Annotated in this window: 12 protein-coding genes and 3 pseudogenes; 2 read left to right on the top strand and 13 right to left on the bottom strand. The window is 53.7% G+C overall.

Annotated elements, in window-relative coordinates; all coding sequences use genetic code 11:
* The 5 genes and pseudogenes from PACILC2_RS22290 to PACILC2_RS28130 form a co-directional block, all read right to left on the bottom strand.
* A partial coding sequence (locus tag PACILC2_RS22290; protein WP_213530933.1) for a carbohydrate ABC transporter permease occupies positions 1–921 on the bottom strand: 921 nt, incomplete at its 3' end.
* A gap of 74 nt (positions 922–995) precedes the next feature.
* The gene (locus PACILC2_RS22285) at positions 996–2348 is read right to left on the bottom strand and encodes an ABC transporter substrate-binding protein (protein WP_213530937.1); all 1353 of its coding nucleotides are present in this window, start codon (positions 2346–2348) and stop codon (positions 996–998) included.
* A 101-nt stretch (positions 2349–2449) separates the two neighbouring features.
* The gene (locus PACILC2_RS22280) at positions 2450–2863 is read right to left on the bottom strand and encodes a hypothetical protein (protein ID WP_213530931.1); all 414 of its coding nucleotides are present in this window, start codon (positions 2861–2863) and stop codon (positions 2450–2452) included.
* Positions 2854–3768, bottom strand: coding sequence for a carboxypeptidase regulatory-like domain-containing protein (locus PACILC2_RS28135; protein WP_280515367.1), 915 nt, complete (start codon positions 3766–3768; stop codon positions 2854–2856). Before PACILC2_RS28135 ends, PACILC2_RS22280 begins: the two co-directional genes overlap by 10 nt.
* A gap of 63 nt (positions 3769–3831) precedes the next feature.
* Positions 3832–4719 (bottom strand): annotated as a pseudogene (locus PACILC2_RS28130) (DUF4855 domain-containing protein); the annotation flags it as partial.
* Positions 4720–4782: 63 nt separating this feature from the next.
* Here PACILC2_RS28130 and PACILC2_RS22270 point away from each other — a divergent pair.
* Positions 4783–5043: a hypothetical protein gene (locus PACILC2_RS22270; RefSeq protein ID WP_213530927.1), complete on the top strand. Its 261-nt coding sequence runs from the start codon at positions 4783–4785 to the stop codon at positions 5041–5043.
* Positions 5044–5133: 90 nt separating this feature from the next.
* Here the strand turns inward: PACILC2_RS22270 and PACILC2_RS22265 are convergent, their stop codons facing one another.
* The 4 genes and pseudogenes from PACILC2_RS22265 to PACILC2_RS22250 form a co-directional block, all read right to left on the bottom strand.
* Positions 5134–6672: an extracellular solute-binding protein gene (locus PACILC2_RS22265; protein ID WP_244863745.1), complete on the bottom strand. Its 1539-nt coding sequence runs from the start codon at positions 6670–6672 to the stop codon at positions 5134–5136.
* A gap of 16 nt (positions 6673–6688) precedes the next feature.
* Positions 6689–8938, bottom strand: coding sequence for a helix-turn-helix domain-containing protein (locus PACILC2_RS22260; RefSeq protein ID WP_213530925.1), 2250 nt, complete (start codon positions 8936–8938; stop codon positions 6689–6691).
* A 493-nt stretch (positions 8939–9431) separates the two neighbouring features.
* Positions 9432–10022 (bottom strand): annotated as a pseudogene (locus PACILC2_RS22255) (FAD-dependent oxidoreductase); the annotation flags it as partial.
* A 50-nt stretch (positions 10023–10072) separates the two neighbouring features.
* Entirely contained in the window at positions 10073–10489 is a 417-nt protein-coding gene (locus PACILC2_RS22250; RefSeq protein ID WP_213530923.1) for a hypothetical protein, read from the bottom strand.
* Between the two features lie 80 nt (positions 10490–10569).
* Here PACILC2_RS22250 and PACILC2_RS22245 point away from each other — a divergent pair, with 80 nt between their 5' ends.
* Positions 10570–10923 carry a helix-turn-helix domain-containing protein gene (locus PACILC2_RS22245; protein ID WP_213530921.1) on the top strand — a complete coding sequence of 118 codons (354 nt, stop codon included), beginning with the start codon at positions 10570–10572 and terminating at the stop codon, positions 10921–10923.
* Between the two features lie 57 nt (positions 10924–10980).
* On the opposite strand, the pseudogene PACILC2_RS22240 reads toward PACILC2_RS22245, so the two are convergent.
* From PACILC2_RS22240 to PACILC2_RS22225, 4 genes and pseudogenes are all read right to left on the bottom strand, one after another.
* Positions 10981–11570: pseudogene (locus PACILC2_RS22240) on the bottom strand (response regulator transcription factor).
* A 405-nt stretch (positions 11571–11975) separates the two neighbouring features.
* A complete protein-coding gene (locus tag PACILC2_RS22235) occupies positions 11976–14237 on the bottom strand; it encodes an MMPL family transporter (protein WP_213530919.1) in 2262 nt (753 codons plus the stop codon).
* A gap of 23 nt (positions 14238–14260) precedes the next feature.
* The gene (locus tag PACILC2_RS22230) at positions 14261–14791 is read right to left on the bottom strand and encodes a PadR family transcriptional regulator (protein WP_213530917.1); all 531 of its coding nucleotides are present in this window, start codon (positions 14789–14791) and stop codon (positions 14261–14263) included.
* 209 nt (positions 14792–15000) lie between these two features.
* Positions 15001–15210, bottom strand: a 210-nt coding sequence (locus tag PACILC2_RS22225) for a hypothetical protein (RefSeq protein ID WP_213530915.1), incomplete at its 5' end; no start/stop codon positions are given.

The following is a 15210-nucleotide window of genomic DNA, read 5'->3' as shown; positions in this document are numbered from 1 at the left end:
CTCACCTCCGTAGTACACCCATTTGGCCGACGTTTTGAAAACGACGATCGTGAGCACGAACACGATGACGAACAACAGCCACGCCATCGCCGACGCGTACCCCATATTCAAAAACGAAAATGCCGTCTGGTACAAATAGATCGCATAAAACAGCAGCGAATTTTCAGGCCCCCCGAACGCTTGCCTGTTGCCTTCCGTAAAGACGTACCCTTGGGTGAACAATTGAAGGGAACCGATAATGCCCATGATGACCAGGAACAGCGTCATCGGGGAAATGGCCGGAAGCGTGATGTGGCGGAATTTATGCCACGCGTTGGCCCCGTCGATTTCCGCCGCTTCGTAATACATTTTGGGGACTTCCTGCAGCGCGGCCAAATACATGATCGTCGTTGTCCCCGTCCCCCAAAAGCCCATCATGATCAGCGCCGGCTTCGTCCATGCCGGATCAAGCAGCCATACCGGCTGCGGCAGCCCGATTCGGCCGAGCAGCTCGTTGATCAAGCCGTACTGCGCGTTCAGCAGCCACATCCACAAAAGCGTCGCCGCGACGGTCGGCACCAAGGTGGGCAAAAAGTAAACCGTCCGATAGACCGACTGACCCTTCACGTTCCTGTTCAGGAGCATGGCGATCGCCAATGCGAAAGCCATGTGGGGGAACAGGCCGAATACGGTCATGAACAGCGTATTGTACAGGGAGAGCCATACCTTCTTGTCCCGGATCATCTCCGCATAATTGCTCGCCCCGACCCATTCCGGCGGTGTGAACAAATTGTATTCGGTCAAGCTGTAGTAAAAGGAAGACACGATAGGAAACAATTGAAACAGTAAAAAACCGATCAGCCACGGGCTAATGAAACATAAGCCGGTAAGAAGACGCGCACGCGCGCGCCGTTTGATCCCGATAGTATGGCCCGCATCCATCTACAGCCCTCCGATCCTGGGAATAAAGCCGGGAACGGCGGAAATAGCGAGCTCCGCCGTTCCCGATCACCTTCTCATTTCTTCGCTTTGTCCGCTATCGGCTGCATTTTGCTGACGACGTTGTCCATCGCCTGCTGCGCCGTAATTTGTCCTTTGAGCGCCTTTTCCGTTTCTTCGTTCAGCGCCTGCAAGTACTGGTTAATGTAAATGCTGTTCGGGAAGCCGTTCAAGTTCGGGCTTTTCGCGCTCTCGAAAAACTCCCACAGCGATTTCGTCGCTTCATTCTTGTTCAGCTTCGGATTGTCGAGCGCGCTGAGCAGCACCGGAATCGTCTTGTTCTGGATCGCGTAGTCGATTTGAACATCCTCGGACAGCAAATACTGCATCAGATTCCAAGCCTCCTGCTGATGCTTCGCTTTGGCCGGAATAAACATCGCCACCGGGCTTACCATGCCGGAATTTTCCAATTCCGGACGGTCTTTCGGATAAGGGAAAGGAGCGACGCCGATATCGCCTTTCTCGCCGCGTATATCGTTATACCAGTTTTCCCAGCCGATCATCATGCCTAGATTGCCGGTAATGATCGGGTCTTGCGGCGTGTTCATTTTGCCCATGCCGGATTTGAACTTGGCGATTGCGTCATTGCCGAATTCTTTGTAGTACGCAGCCTGGTACGCGATCGCGTCGACGTTGGCCTTCTGGTTGGCCGTCAGCTTGCCCTTGCCGTCATCCCAAGAGCCGCCGAAGATGATCGGCCAGAAGACGTTGTCGATCCAGGGATAATCCGGAATAAAGCCGATTCGCATAATATTGCCCTTGTCGTCCTTCTTGGTCAGCTTCTTCGCGACGTCGAACATTTCCTCCAACGTCTGCGGAGGCGCAGCGATATCCGCTTCGGCGAACGCCTTCTTGTTGTAGAACAGCTTGTTGGCCATGCTCATCGAAATCGGGAAGCCATGGATCTGTCCGTTCACCTTCATCCGTTCCAGCGCAGCGGGAATGATTTTCTTGGCATCCAATCCCGACGACTTGACGAAGCTTTCCAGGTTCAATACCGCGCCGGCTTCCGACCACGGACCGATGTTGTTCCAGTAGGTGATGACCAAATCCGGGGCGTTGCCGCCGGAAATGGCGGTCAGTTGTTTTTGCGGATCCTGGTTGCTCAGGGCCTTCACGGTGATTTCGCTCTGGCTGGCGTTGAACTTCTCGACGATTTTGTCCACGACCGCCGCGCCGTCCCCCGTAAACGGATTCCAGAATTGGATTTCTACTTTCTCTTTCGGCTTCTCGGTGACCTGCCCATTCGACGCGTTTCCCGTATTCGGAGAAGACGCCTCTTGGCTGGAGGAGCATGCGCTAAGCCCCACTGCCGAGGATAGGAGCAGCGCCAGCACGGCACGGCCCGGTTTGAAGCGTTTCGTTTTCATTTCCTGCATTCGGAACTCACCCTTTTTTCGTATTGGTTCTAGCCCTTTCTTCCTTCTGCGCTGTTCGTCCCTTCGCATCACCTCCTTTAAGCAAGCCCGCATCAATCCTTCGAGACGGTCACGGTGCGCTCGAACGTTTCCGATTTGCCGTTGTGCACGATCGTGACCGAAACCTTCGCTTTTCCTTTCCGGACGCCGGTCATGATTTTCTCGTTCCCGATGACGGTTCCGCCTCCTCCAAGCTTGTCGCTCAAAGCGATCGCATCGCCCTGCACGGTCCAACTGTACGAAGCGTCTGACCAAGGAATCTGATACCCGTTGTCGAAAAAGCTTCGGAGCGTGATCGGTGCCGTTTGCCCAGGCGCAAGCTTGCTGCGGCCGCCCTTCAGCTCGTGGAACGTTTGTCCCGACACCTCGATGACGACGGACTCCGCTTCGATTCCGCCCGCGATGGCCCGGATGGTCGCCTTGCCGGGGGAAATCGCTTTCAGAGTGCCATCGGGCTTTACTTCCAAGATCGAGGGGTCGGAAGATTCAAACACAGGGCCGGGAACAACCGCATACCCGCCTTGCCTCTCCGGCTCCGCACGATTTTTACAACCGGCTCCCATTCGGCGCCGATATCCATGGTTGGCACCGGGGAAGGCAGCTCGATATAGGTATCCGCGGGCGGCTTTCGATTGTACTTGAGCAGGGCGATATCATCGAAATACAACGTGGCCCCGTAAGTCGGAAACTCCCTCATCGCCAGAGAAAGACGGATGATGTTCTTCAAATTGGCGCCCGCATCCCGCAGTTCGCTGAACGGAATCTCGACCCGGTTCCATTGACCGGCCGCGAGCTTCACATTCATCAAGACCGAGGAACTCCAGCTGTAACGGTCATACATAAACTCGAAGTAAAGCGTCTGTTCGGCGCTCGTTGCATTGTAGACGTACATGGCGATAGCGTCGTAACCGCTCCAATCGGTGTTGGTGTAATTCACGAATTGACGGTCCGACCCGTTCAATGCCTCGGAACCCGAATCAATGAACGCCCTGACCGGTCCCCAGCCTGTCGGAAATCCGACCTTCAGCGATTGGGCGCCCGAATAAACATACTCGGTCACGGTGTTGAACGATCGGGTGACGACGCTGTTGCCGCCGACATTGAATTCGCCTTCGAAATCGGCGAGGATGTACTTCTCCGAAATCTCGCCGCCGCTTGGCGCAAGTACGACGTCTTTGCGAATCGCAGTCCCTTCGGCCACATCGAATCGAACCGTCCGACTGAGGTAGCCGTCCTTCGTTACGGTAAAAGAGTGCCGAATCGAATAAAGACCGTTCGCGATAAACTTGCCGTCCGTACCGGTAACCGCGGAGAAGCCGTCTTCGCCGGTGACTTTGGCGCCGGCCAGCGGATTTCCGTCCATGTCGACCACACGGGCTTCCACATTCCCGACGGGCGGAGTGAACGTTCCTTTTGCAAAGCGGTAAATGTCGCCGTAAAGCTTGCGCCCGATCGGACTCCGATGGCGGTACAGGTCATAGATGGCATACACATCCTGGTAGTAGGCGAGTATGGAATCCGCCATGTATCCGTACTTCACGCCGCCGATCAAGTAGTTATAAAGAACTTGCCGGTAGTACGGATTTTCAACCGCCCGCTGGTCGAATTCGATCTCCACGCCTTGACCGCTGTTCTTCGAAAGCTCCGCTGTTTCCTTGATGCGCTGAATCGTGGTGTCCGGTTGGAAATAGTGGTTCGGCTGCACAAGGGTAAAATCGAACCCATGCTTGCTGCCGTTCGCCTTCTCGCCCGCCCCGGACCACGGAATCCAGCCGAGACGCATTTCTTTGGCGTTCAAATAATCGGCAGTCGCCTTGACGTTTTCTTTCTCACCGGGAACCGTCGTGTCCAAGTCTTCCTGCAGCCAATAAAAGCCGGCCAACTTCAAATGCTTGTAGTGCTGCCGATTGAATCGTTCGATCATCGAATCGATAAACCAGCGAACGAGCTCGTTGCGGGTGTCGAGGCTAGACAAATCGTCGGACACGCCGTCGCCGTTGAAATCGCCGAAGTCCCGGCTGTTCGGATCGGGAAACGGAAGGGTCAGATAGACGTTCACCTGTTTGTCGTGATTTCCCAGTTCGCGTCCTACCTGCTTTACCGCTTGCTCTAGCGCGTCAAGCTGAAGGTTCTTGACAAACGGCCGGTCCATGGCATACTGCCAGTCCTGCAGCCGGCCCGGCACCGCGTTCTGCAGCCAATCGTACCAACGATGCAAAGCTCCCCCGTACGGGGATTTCGTGGTCAGGATGAGGAAGGTATCGAAGAAATCATCCTGTGCCCGGCCCCGCTCATCCAAATAACCGACGTAAGGCAAAATTTGTCTTTGTCGTAATCGCCGACGGGTTCGCCGTCATAGTTGGCCGGATCGTAGTAGCCTGTGTAAATGAGCGCGATGTTGGAAGCGAAATTCGACCGCGGATCGTTTTTCGGCAAATATGCCGCCGATGCGGGGGGAACCAGCCAAGAGGCGGTCAACAATAAAGCAAGAACCAAGCTTAACGTGCGTTTTGCGGCGAGTTTCGTGTACATGTTTCACAGCTCCTCTCATTTTTTGGATTTGGGTTACTTAATGAAAACCGGCAATAAAACAGATATCACCTCCTTTTTATTTATAATTCTGGAAATTTCCTCTTTATTGAGTTGAACGGTCTCCTCACCGTGGATATCCCCGCATATTTCGCGAGCAACGCCCCGATCCGGAAGACCGCGCCTCTCCGCAGAGCAAGCGTGATATCTATTTCTTCTTGTTTGCCAAAAATTGGTCGACCTGCCTTTGCAGCTCGTTTGCGATCCTTTCGAGCGCCGGCCCCGCCTCCGCTTCGAACTGCTCCCAAGCCGTGTCGGGATCCAATACCCCGTTGAACAGAGGCGTATAATATTTCGCCTCGATCCGGTTATAGCGGTCCAACTCGGCTTGCACCGGCCCGCTGACAAACTCGAATCCGGTCAGCACATCCGGCGTGAAGTTGGCGGCGTCGCGAATAAAACGCACCAGTCTCTCCGTCCCTTCGTTTCCCGCCCCAATGCGGTCGTCCCCCGGATTCCAAATCCATACAAAGGCCGGTTGGTTGTAACGGGTGCTGATCGTTTTGGTCTTATTCCCCTCGACCGGCTCCCAATGCATGCCCTGAATCCCGTAAGCGAGCAGATCGTAGTTCGGCTTTTCGTTCGCCCAGTTCAGGAATCGGATCGCTTCTTCTTTATGCCTGCTTACGACCGGAACGGCGATAAAATTCCACTGCGAGAAATCGGATATGTTCGCCCCCGGCGTATCATCGAAAAACGTCACGCTCTCAAATTCACCCTCCGGCACATGCTCTTTCAACGTTTGCCCGGCGACGCTGCTGACACCGAATGAACCAGTTGGAAAAATCGCAACGCGCCCGACCAATCCCGGTTCCTGAAAATCCTTGATTCCCAGTACATCCTTGTGCATGACCCCGTCGACATACAGTCTCCGTGCTTCCTTCACCCATCTCCGGACGGGGGAATCGGGTTCCTTGAACACGTTGTGCACCTTGCCGTCGTTATGCTGATAATACAGCATGAGACTGCTCTTCAAAGCTTGCGTAGGGCGAATCCGGTTCTCCGAATCGTGATAATGCCGGAAGGTCGCCTGACTGTAAAGCTGTTGGCTTCTCGTGCCTCCCGCTATGAAGGGAGCAAGGCCGGGTTCTCTGGCTTTGACGAGATACGCGAAACGGATCAAGTCTTCGTAATCCCGGATCGGCGGAACACCCAGCTTCTCGCGAATATCTTTGCGAACGTAATACGAATGGCTCATGACATGGCTGACCCCAAGCGGGATGGCCATCACCTTGCCCCCGAACCGGTTCGCGTCCCACATTTGCCGGGGACGCTTGGTGACGATCGTCTCTCCGTATTGCTCCAGCAGGACATCGAGCGGTTCGTAGTAACCGCTCGCAATCATTTCGTTCAAATGCAGCCATGGGGCGTCGAAGATAAGGTCGATCTCCTCTCCCGATGCAAGAGCGACCTGAGATCGGGTGCCAAAATCATTCCATGGCACGAATTCCATCTCGATCTTAACGTTCACCGTCCCCGTCATCCGGCGTTCCGCCTCCTGCATGACGAGATCAAAGTCGGGGGAGCGCTCGCCCGGCACCATGATTTTCAGTGTGACGGATGGGTCCGCCTCCAGGGGAGCCGAGTTGCCCTGTTCATCTCCCGGATTGTACAAACAGCCTCCTAACAAGAGCAATAGCCACAATCCTGACAAGCGCGCCAAACCAAGATACATTCGCTTCGCCATATCGGTCCCCTCCCCCCTAGGAATGCTGCTGCCGGTACTGATTAGGCGTCATGCCGGTCGCTTTCTTGAACGCCGTGAAAAAATGGCTTTTCGTCAAAAATCCGGACCGCTCCCCAATATCGGAAACGGAAATGGTCGTCGTGACGAGCAGCTCCTTCACCTTATCGATCCGCCGGTTCAGCATGTAAGCCGATAGCGGCTGGTTTTGCGTTTCCATAAAAATTTGCCGAACATATTTGGCCGACAGCGACACGTGCTGGGCCACGTCCTCAGCCGACAGCATCGGGTCGTGGATATGGTAGTCGATATACGCGATCATTTCCTCGGCCAGCTTTTCTTTCCGGTCTGACCCTTGCCTGCTGTTCAGCCGGTTCATGATGTCAAGCAGCTCTTGCTCCAGCCACCTGCGCAGATCCTGCAGAGTCGGGAAACGGGCAAGCTGCTTGTCGATGCCGTCCACGCCTTGCAAGGCCGACAATTTATCGAACTCCTTCACGATGGCGAAAAGCATGACGGTCAGCTGCACTTTGCATTCCGACAATTTCATCGCGGCCAGCTGCGAGAACAACTCATCCAAAAGCAAGGCCGCCTGCTCCTTCTTCCCGGCTTTTACCGCCGCGAGCAGCTTATCGACGCTTTTGAGCTCGGACTGCGGCTGCATCATTTGAACGTATCGTTCATAGTCGTTCTCGGTATAAATGCGGTCGCTGCCGCTGATGAACTTCAGCAGCGTCAGCTCGTGGACGAAGTCGTACACCGAGCGCAAGTCGTCCTCCCTATGTTTCGCATCGCTTATAGCAACGACTACGTTCAGTCGGACGTACTTGCGGATGTGTCTCTTGATCGTTTCGAGCAAGGTCTTCATTTCGGCTTCGCTGCAATCGAGACCGATCAGAAATACGATGTGGTCTCCGGCCAAATCGATGGCCTCGAGCGCTCCGCCCTCGCCGCGGACGGTTTCCTCCGCAATGTTGCACATCGCGTATTTGAGAAGCCGTCGGGACGCGAAATCGTAACCGTCGACAAACTCGTGATACGACTCGATTTTGACCACGACGAGACGAAGATACTCCCAGTCGAATAGGTCAGTCGCTATGGCGATACCGTCCCGCATCGTCCGGCTCATTCTCCCCTGCAGCAGCCACTGGCGCATGTACTCCGTTTTGACCATATGGTGATGGTCCCGCAGCGAAACGTTCATTTCGTCCACCCGGTTGGATAGCTGTTCGATGCCATGTTTCAAGATGCTGTACTCGTCTTGTATAGGCACCTGGCCGGCCGGGACTGCCGGATCGTTGTTGAACTTACGCTGAAGCTGCTCCGCAAGATTGCGAAACGGCTTAATCGTTCGCCGCGAATTCCAAAGCGCCGCGGCCAGCAGCAGAACGAGAAGCAGGATCGAATAACCGACGATTCGCCGTTGAAACGATTCCGCCTGGCTTTTGAAGCTTTTCAGCTCGGTGAGCGAATACACTGTCCATTTCTGGGAAGGCAGCGGAGCGGAATTGACGAACAGCCTTTGACCTCCCCCAATATCGATAACCGGGGTCCCCGATGATGCGGGTTTCATTCCGCGAAGCATGGTTACGATCCCACTTTGGCTCTCCGTTCCGCCCAATACGTTGCGCCCTTTCTCGTCCAGGACCAAAATGTCCGTGCCCAACTCCTTGTTATGGTCCAGTAGATCATTTTGCAACGCCCGGTTGTCGAGCAGAAGGACTAGATAGCCTCTGTTGTCTTTTTTGGCGGGAGTCGACAGCACGATCAGCGCCAAATGGGAAACTCCTCCGACCTCGTGAGGGAAAAATTGGAGAAACAGCGGCTGCTGTTCCTGCACCTTCTTCAGCATCGGGCCGTCTCCGAACGCGTCGAACGTGACGACGCCTGTTTGCGAGTCGAATACTTGCCGCGTCTGTAAATTGATCATATACGCCCGTTGGATAAACGGTTCGGTCGACATAAAGTTGGTCAGCGTATTAAGCGCTTCCATATCCGCAAGCGGATCGAACCGGTCCAATTGCAGCCACTCTTGGATGTAGCGATTCTCGTACATATTGAGGCCGTACGCCTTCAGCTTGTTCAGGATAAACTCGGTGCGGCTCGCGGTGCGGACAATTTTGTCCTGATTGAACAAATCCATCTGCGAGTAAGCGTATTTCGAAAACTGGTTGGACAAAAACAAGGAAAATGGCACGATGATAATCGTGAGAACGATTCCCACCCACAAGTAGAGCCGTATGTGGTTTCGAGACAGCAGCTTGCGCATAATCCGCCCTCCGTTTGCCGTTTGCCTTATCAATACGACGGACGGGTAACCCCTTCCTTCCCGCTGCGGAACCGTTTATCCCGATTGCACCGACATCGTAACACGGCCGGTTGGTTCCCGCCTAGTTTTCATTCGGCGAATCGGGTTCTGAAACGGCGAAAACCGTCCCGAACGCCGGGAAATAGCGGGGTTCGAGACGGTTAGTGAACGTTCAAATGTTATTCCGATTTTGTCAGCCAAAAATTTCCTTAATTTGGACCGAGTCCGTTTTGCTTAAATCAATAAATCCGTCTTCCAAAGCGATTAACGGACGTGTCGGGTAATTGGGATGAATGAGAACGATCTTTCCCTTTCGGCCATCGGTCAACATGACATCGCTTCCAACTTGCGCAGACATAAGCCGGTTCAGGAACGCCGCTTCCGTCCTCCCTTTCGTGATGCTGCAAGGCAACGATCGCGATACGTTCCTCGACACCGGACTGTTTCAGCATATCGTATAAAACAGCAGCGTGCTGCCCAGCGTGATATCGTCGGCCACTTCAGGCGCCCAATCTTCGTCGTACTCGTGCCGCGCTTCACGGCCGATGCGGTACTTTGCCCCGGCCAGAAAACCGATCAGCCCGTCTCCGGTACAATCGAGGAACATTTTGCTCTCGAAGCGGATGCGCCGTTCCGACCCCATCATCCAACCGGTTACGGAGCGGATCACCCGCTCGTCCTCTTCGCCATCGGCCTCCACTTCGTGCACATCAGTGTTAAGAAACAGCAAAATATTTTTCTCCGCACGCACCGTCTCCAGCACAACTAGATCCCAGATATAAGGATTGCCGTCGATGTTGCGGTATTGGTTCTCTACAAACATTTCGCCCATGATTCCCGTTTCGCGGGCATACCGGTGCGTCCCGTGCGCGGTCGCCCCGCACACCCATACGCGGACCTCGCTGCTGGAATTGCCTCCGAGCACAGGCCGGTTATTGACCAGCGCTACGGTTTGTCCCAATCTGGCTGCCGCGACTGCCGCACAAACGCCCGCCAATCCGCCGCCCACGACGGTGATATCGGTTTTGACCACTTCGAGTTTCATATCAGTGTCTCCGTTTCGACCTCATATCCTTAATTTCATATTAATTCTTTCTATTCCCTTTTGACATGCATGTTTTTATCATAAAGCATATACTTTATTTCAATAGAGGAAGGGTGGTACATATGGATGGGGTTCAACTGTGGGAACTTACGCCGCGGGTCTGTCAATATCGATACTGGCACCGAAAGGAACGATTTGCCCTGAAAGAAGATCAATACCCGGGCTGGATGCTGTTTGCCGTCGAGGATGGAGCTTTTCATTATGAGGTGAAAGACGAGCAAGGAACCGCTTCGTTCGGCGACCTTGTCCTTTGTCCGCCGCATACCCCGTTCCGTCGGAAAGTCATTTCGCCGCTGTCCTTTCATTTCGTCATGTTCCATTGGCATCATGCGGCCGAAAACGTTCTCGGGTCGTACAACGACTTCAATCCGATCCCTGTTGGAAAAATAACCATCGCCGACCGGCATCGCCTGGCTTCCGATTATGCTTCTCTCAAAAAATATCCGAACAGACACATCCGTACCGGCAGCCCTGGGTGGACCATCTGTTGAAAGATATATGGTATTTGTACTGCTTCGAGGCGAACCAGGCCCATTATGCCGAAGCAATCATCAAAGATCCGCTGATGGTCCGAGCCGCAGATCATTTGGCGCAACACGCCTACGGCCCGTTCAGCATGAAGTCTTTGTCCGACGCGCTCGGTCTCAGCCCGGTTCAGTTCACCCGCCGCTTCAAACACGCCTACAATATGCCGCCTACCGACTATCTAACCCGTCACCGTTTGCAAAAAGCCTGTTCCCTGCTGGTGACGACGGCGATGACCCTGGATGAAATCGCTGAGCAGTGCGGCTATGAAAACGGCTTTTATCTCAGTAGGGTTTCACCAAAAAAATGGAAATGAGCCCTTCGCAATATCGCAGGACTCACCGGGTCTAACCTATTATTGAATAACGTTGATCTACTTGACGTTACGATGGCGAATGGCGATGACCACGGCTTGGGTTCGGTCTTCAACCTCCAGCTTGGCGAGGATCCGGTGAACATGCGTCTTGACGGTGCCTTCCGATATGAAAAGCGCGTCGGCAATTTCCGAATTCCGCTTTCCGTATGCCAGCAATTAAAGGACTTCGCGTTCTTTCTCCGTCAATGGCTCGAATTCGACGGCGTCTTCTCCCGGGTAGAGCGAATCCTCCTGCTTCAACGTCTGCGCGATGGCCTTGGCGGCTGTCGTGCTTTGATAGAGCGCGGCTCCTTGATGTACGGAACGGATCCCTTCAAGCATCACTTTGGTATCGGAATCCTTCAGCAAGTACCCTATGGCTCCGGCCCGAATCCCATCCGCGACGTACTGTTGGATGTCGAAGGTCGTCAGGAGTATGATTTTCGTCTCGGGATTCAGCTTCATAATGTCTCTTGTCGCTTCGATCCCGCTTCACCGACAACCTCCATATCAGGTTGCATGCCGATCATATATTTCAGGCCCTGCCGGATGATCGGCTGGTCGTCTGCGAGGACGATCCGGATGCCGCTTTTTTTGTATTCGGTCATCGTCATGGAATAACAGCCTCCTTGTGTAGCGGGATTTCCGCCCGAACCGTAAACCCTTGAGGAACATTGCATGCAAAAGAGACCCTGCCTCCGGCCGATTCACAGCGTTCGATCATCCCCTTCATCCCGAAGCCTGGCGTGAAGCTTGCACCACAAAGTTCGTGTGTATGACTGGGCATCTCATTGACGGTCAATGCATGTATTTCTTCGCCTCCAATAGAGCCCAGTCTGATCGTACCGTTCGCATTTGGTGCAATTGGCGTTCTGCCATGCAAATCCGGCGGGGAGGTTCAAGTTGATCATCGACTACAGAGCAAATCGGCAATTCGCCGCCCGTGATGTTGAGTATGAGCCGGATAATAAGACCGAACGTATAAAAAAGCACCCGAAGGTGCTTTTTAATGCTTATTCGATCCAACTTTCATCCCGGATGAGACAGCCTTCGTGCGCCGCCATCTCGGGCACTGTGTACCGCACAACGCCCGTCCTCCCGATCGGACGCCAGAAGCTTGCCGCCCGGCGCCAGATATACTTCGCGCACCAGCGCTGGGACAGGTCAGGAATGGGAATCGGCCGGGATTTTGTTCCTTCTTTCAAAAAGAGAATGAGCGCGGGCAACAACAGGCCGCGAACCAGAAACGTATCCATCAAAATGCCAAGCGCGACGATAAATCCGAACACGAATAGGTCGGCGATCGGCATCGTCATCAGCGCCGCGAAAGTGGCCGCGAGAATGACCCCGGCCGAAGAGATCACGCCGCCAGTATTGCGGACGGCCGTTTCCAGAGCATCACGCAATCCGCGTCTTTGACGCTCTTCCAAAAAACGGGAAACCATAATGATGTTATAGTCGATGCCCAAAGCAACGAGAAAAATAAAAGCGTATACCGGTACCCGCGTGCTGATCGCATCGAACCCGAACATCGCATCTGCCAAAAACAGCCCCAGTCCGAGTGCGGAAGCATAGGACAGCAAAATGGTGGCCATCATATACAGCGACATTTTGAAAGAGCGCGTCAACACATAGAGCAGCAACAGAATGAGCACCGTTTCCAAAACAACGATTTTCGCGATATCCGATCGGTTTATATTTCGTTCATCCAGCAAACTGGCCGTCGTGCCGGCAAAATACAATTGACCCGACAACCCGGCGTCCCGAATGTAGCGATCCGCTTCCTCGCGCATGGCTGACAATCGTTCTACCGCTTCTGCGGAATATGGGCTAATGTCGAAAGACAGCGACAATTCCGCTGCGGTACGATCTGCGTTGACCCGGGAAACCCGGACGGAGGCAACGTTCGGTTGTGCCCTCAATTGATCTGCCAGTGCATTGATCCGCTCCTGGGGCATTCCGGTTTCGTTCACCAATAAAATGGTTGTGGGCGCCAGTTCCCCTTTGTTGTAGCGTGCCTCCACAATTTCGTAACCGACGCGGGAAGGCATATCGGACGGAAACGACTTGACCATATCGTATTCGAATTTCAGGTTCCATACATTCAGCGCCGTCACGACCAAAATGAGAAACACCGTGATGCCCGTAACAGCGGGCCTGGCGGTCACAAATCGGGCGATCGGTCCCCAGATGCCATGTTTGATTTCCGTCTCCTCCCCGAATTTCGGAACGCGGGGCCAGAACGATTTCCGGCCGAACGCGGTAAACAGCGCGGGAACCAACGTAACGGAAGCCAGCATGATCATGGCCATAGCAGTGCCAAAAACAGGAGCGAAATTGGAGTAATCCCTGAAATCGGCGAAAAACAGGATGAGCATCGACGCCAGCACCGTGCCGCCGGCGATCAGAACCGGTTTGCCGGTGGCGCGCATCGCTTCCCGCATCGCTTCATGTTTGTTTTCATACCGGCACAGTTCTTCACGGTAACGCGAGAAAACGAACAAGGAATAGTCGATGACCGCGGCAAACAGCAAGACACTCATGATCGATACCGTCTGGCTGCTCAGTTCCAGTCCCGCCGCGCCAAGAACCCCAACTAATTGATTGACTGTCTGATGAACGATCACCGTCGCCAACAATGGGATCAGGGCAAGCAATGGCGAACGGTATATGATGACAAGCAGCACGAGGATGATGCCGACAGTGGCCAGCAGAAGTACGAAGTCGGCCCTTTCAAACAATCTCACCGTGTCGCCGGCAATGCCTGCAGGTCCGGTCACATAGAATTGATTTGCCCCTCTTGCCGGTTCCCCGGCCTGCAAAATAGCGTCCACCTTTTCGCCCAACTGGCTGCCGCCCAACTCTCCCGACAAGGTGGCCGGAACGATCATGGTCGATCCGTCCTTCGAAACGAAAGCTTTGAGAACGGCATCCGGCAACGCCGCCAAATCGAGCAAGTCCACATGCTCGATGTTCGCCTCCGCTATTGCCTGTACCGTTTTCAACACAGCCTGGACGTCCACTTCTCCCTGTTCGCGGTGAAATACGAGAATGGCGGGTGTTCCCCGATCGTCGGTGAAATACTCCTTCAGCTTCGCTTCAGCGATCATGGACGCCGCCTCGGCGGGAAGGGCTTTAAAATTGGGCGATTTGTATTCGGACGGACGCGGACCCATGCTTAACATGAGCATGGCGGCGACCCACACGATCAGTGTGATGCGCACCCCTTTTGGGGTTGTCAACTTGTCCGTCACTTTGCGAATGATGGAACCCACAGCGTTTTTCCTCCCGTTTGATTTTAATTCGGATCGATTTCTGTCTGTTTCTTCAATAAGGCGATCGTCTCTTTCAACCAATCCCGGTCAGCCTCATACATTCTGATGCGGCGGTCGATGGCCAGGTCAATGCCCAGACCGTTAGGGTGCTTCGGCGCGTTCCGGTACGTGTCCAGCAAACGTTCGGTATTCTCCAGCCGGCCTTTCAAACAGGCCAAAGCGTCCCGCACCGATTCGTGATCGATAAACATCATACCAATCTCAAAGGCCGGAATCGTTTCGTCGGTAGAGGCTAGCACCTCGCGAAGCAGTTTCTCGAATCGCTTCTCTCCTTTCTCCGTAATGGAATAGACGAGCTTTGTCGGACGATTGCCCTCCTGGCCAGGGGAAGATTCCGCATACCCTTCTTTTTCCAGACGCTTCAGGATCGAGTAAGCTGTAGCTTTTTTCATATTGGATACTCGGCCCAAATTTTTCTCAATAAACTCATTGATCTTGTATCCGTGCTGACTTTGCGCCTTTAATAAGCCGAGAATCAACAGTTCCCTTTCCACAAGCGGCACCCTCTTTCCAAACCTGGAAACAATTTTATTATATTTATTTGTGATTAGTCAAATATAACTAATCGATGAGAGAACCCGATAAAACGCGTTCGGTATTAACTGGAAATACTCGTGCGGTTGTGGATTTGCGTGGTGGAGCCTAATATCATCCGATAAAATCCTTCCGTTTTCCGGTTTATCCAACCTGCTAGTGAACTGATTTATGCAATCGAAGGTAAATAAACCCGAATTTCGAAAGTAACATCGTCTGAAAAACAAGAAAAGGGCTCCAAATCTTTGGTAGAATGGTGTTTGTCCAGAACATCACCTACAAAGAAAGGAGCACTTTTTAGGTGAAGTCTACCACACCCGTCAGCAAAATCAAGACCGAATTTACCTTGCAAAACGCCACAAATGTTGGAGGAAGCAAA

The organism is Paenibacillus cisolokensis (genome assembly GCF_018403665.1).
GTDB lineage: Bacteria > Bacillota > Bacilli > Paenibacillales > Paenibacillaceae > Paenibacillus_AH > Paenibacillus_AH cisolokensis.
The sequence above is the reverse complement of the archived record's forward strand: the minus strand, read 5'-3'. Positions and strand labels throughout refer to the sequence as shown.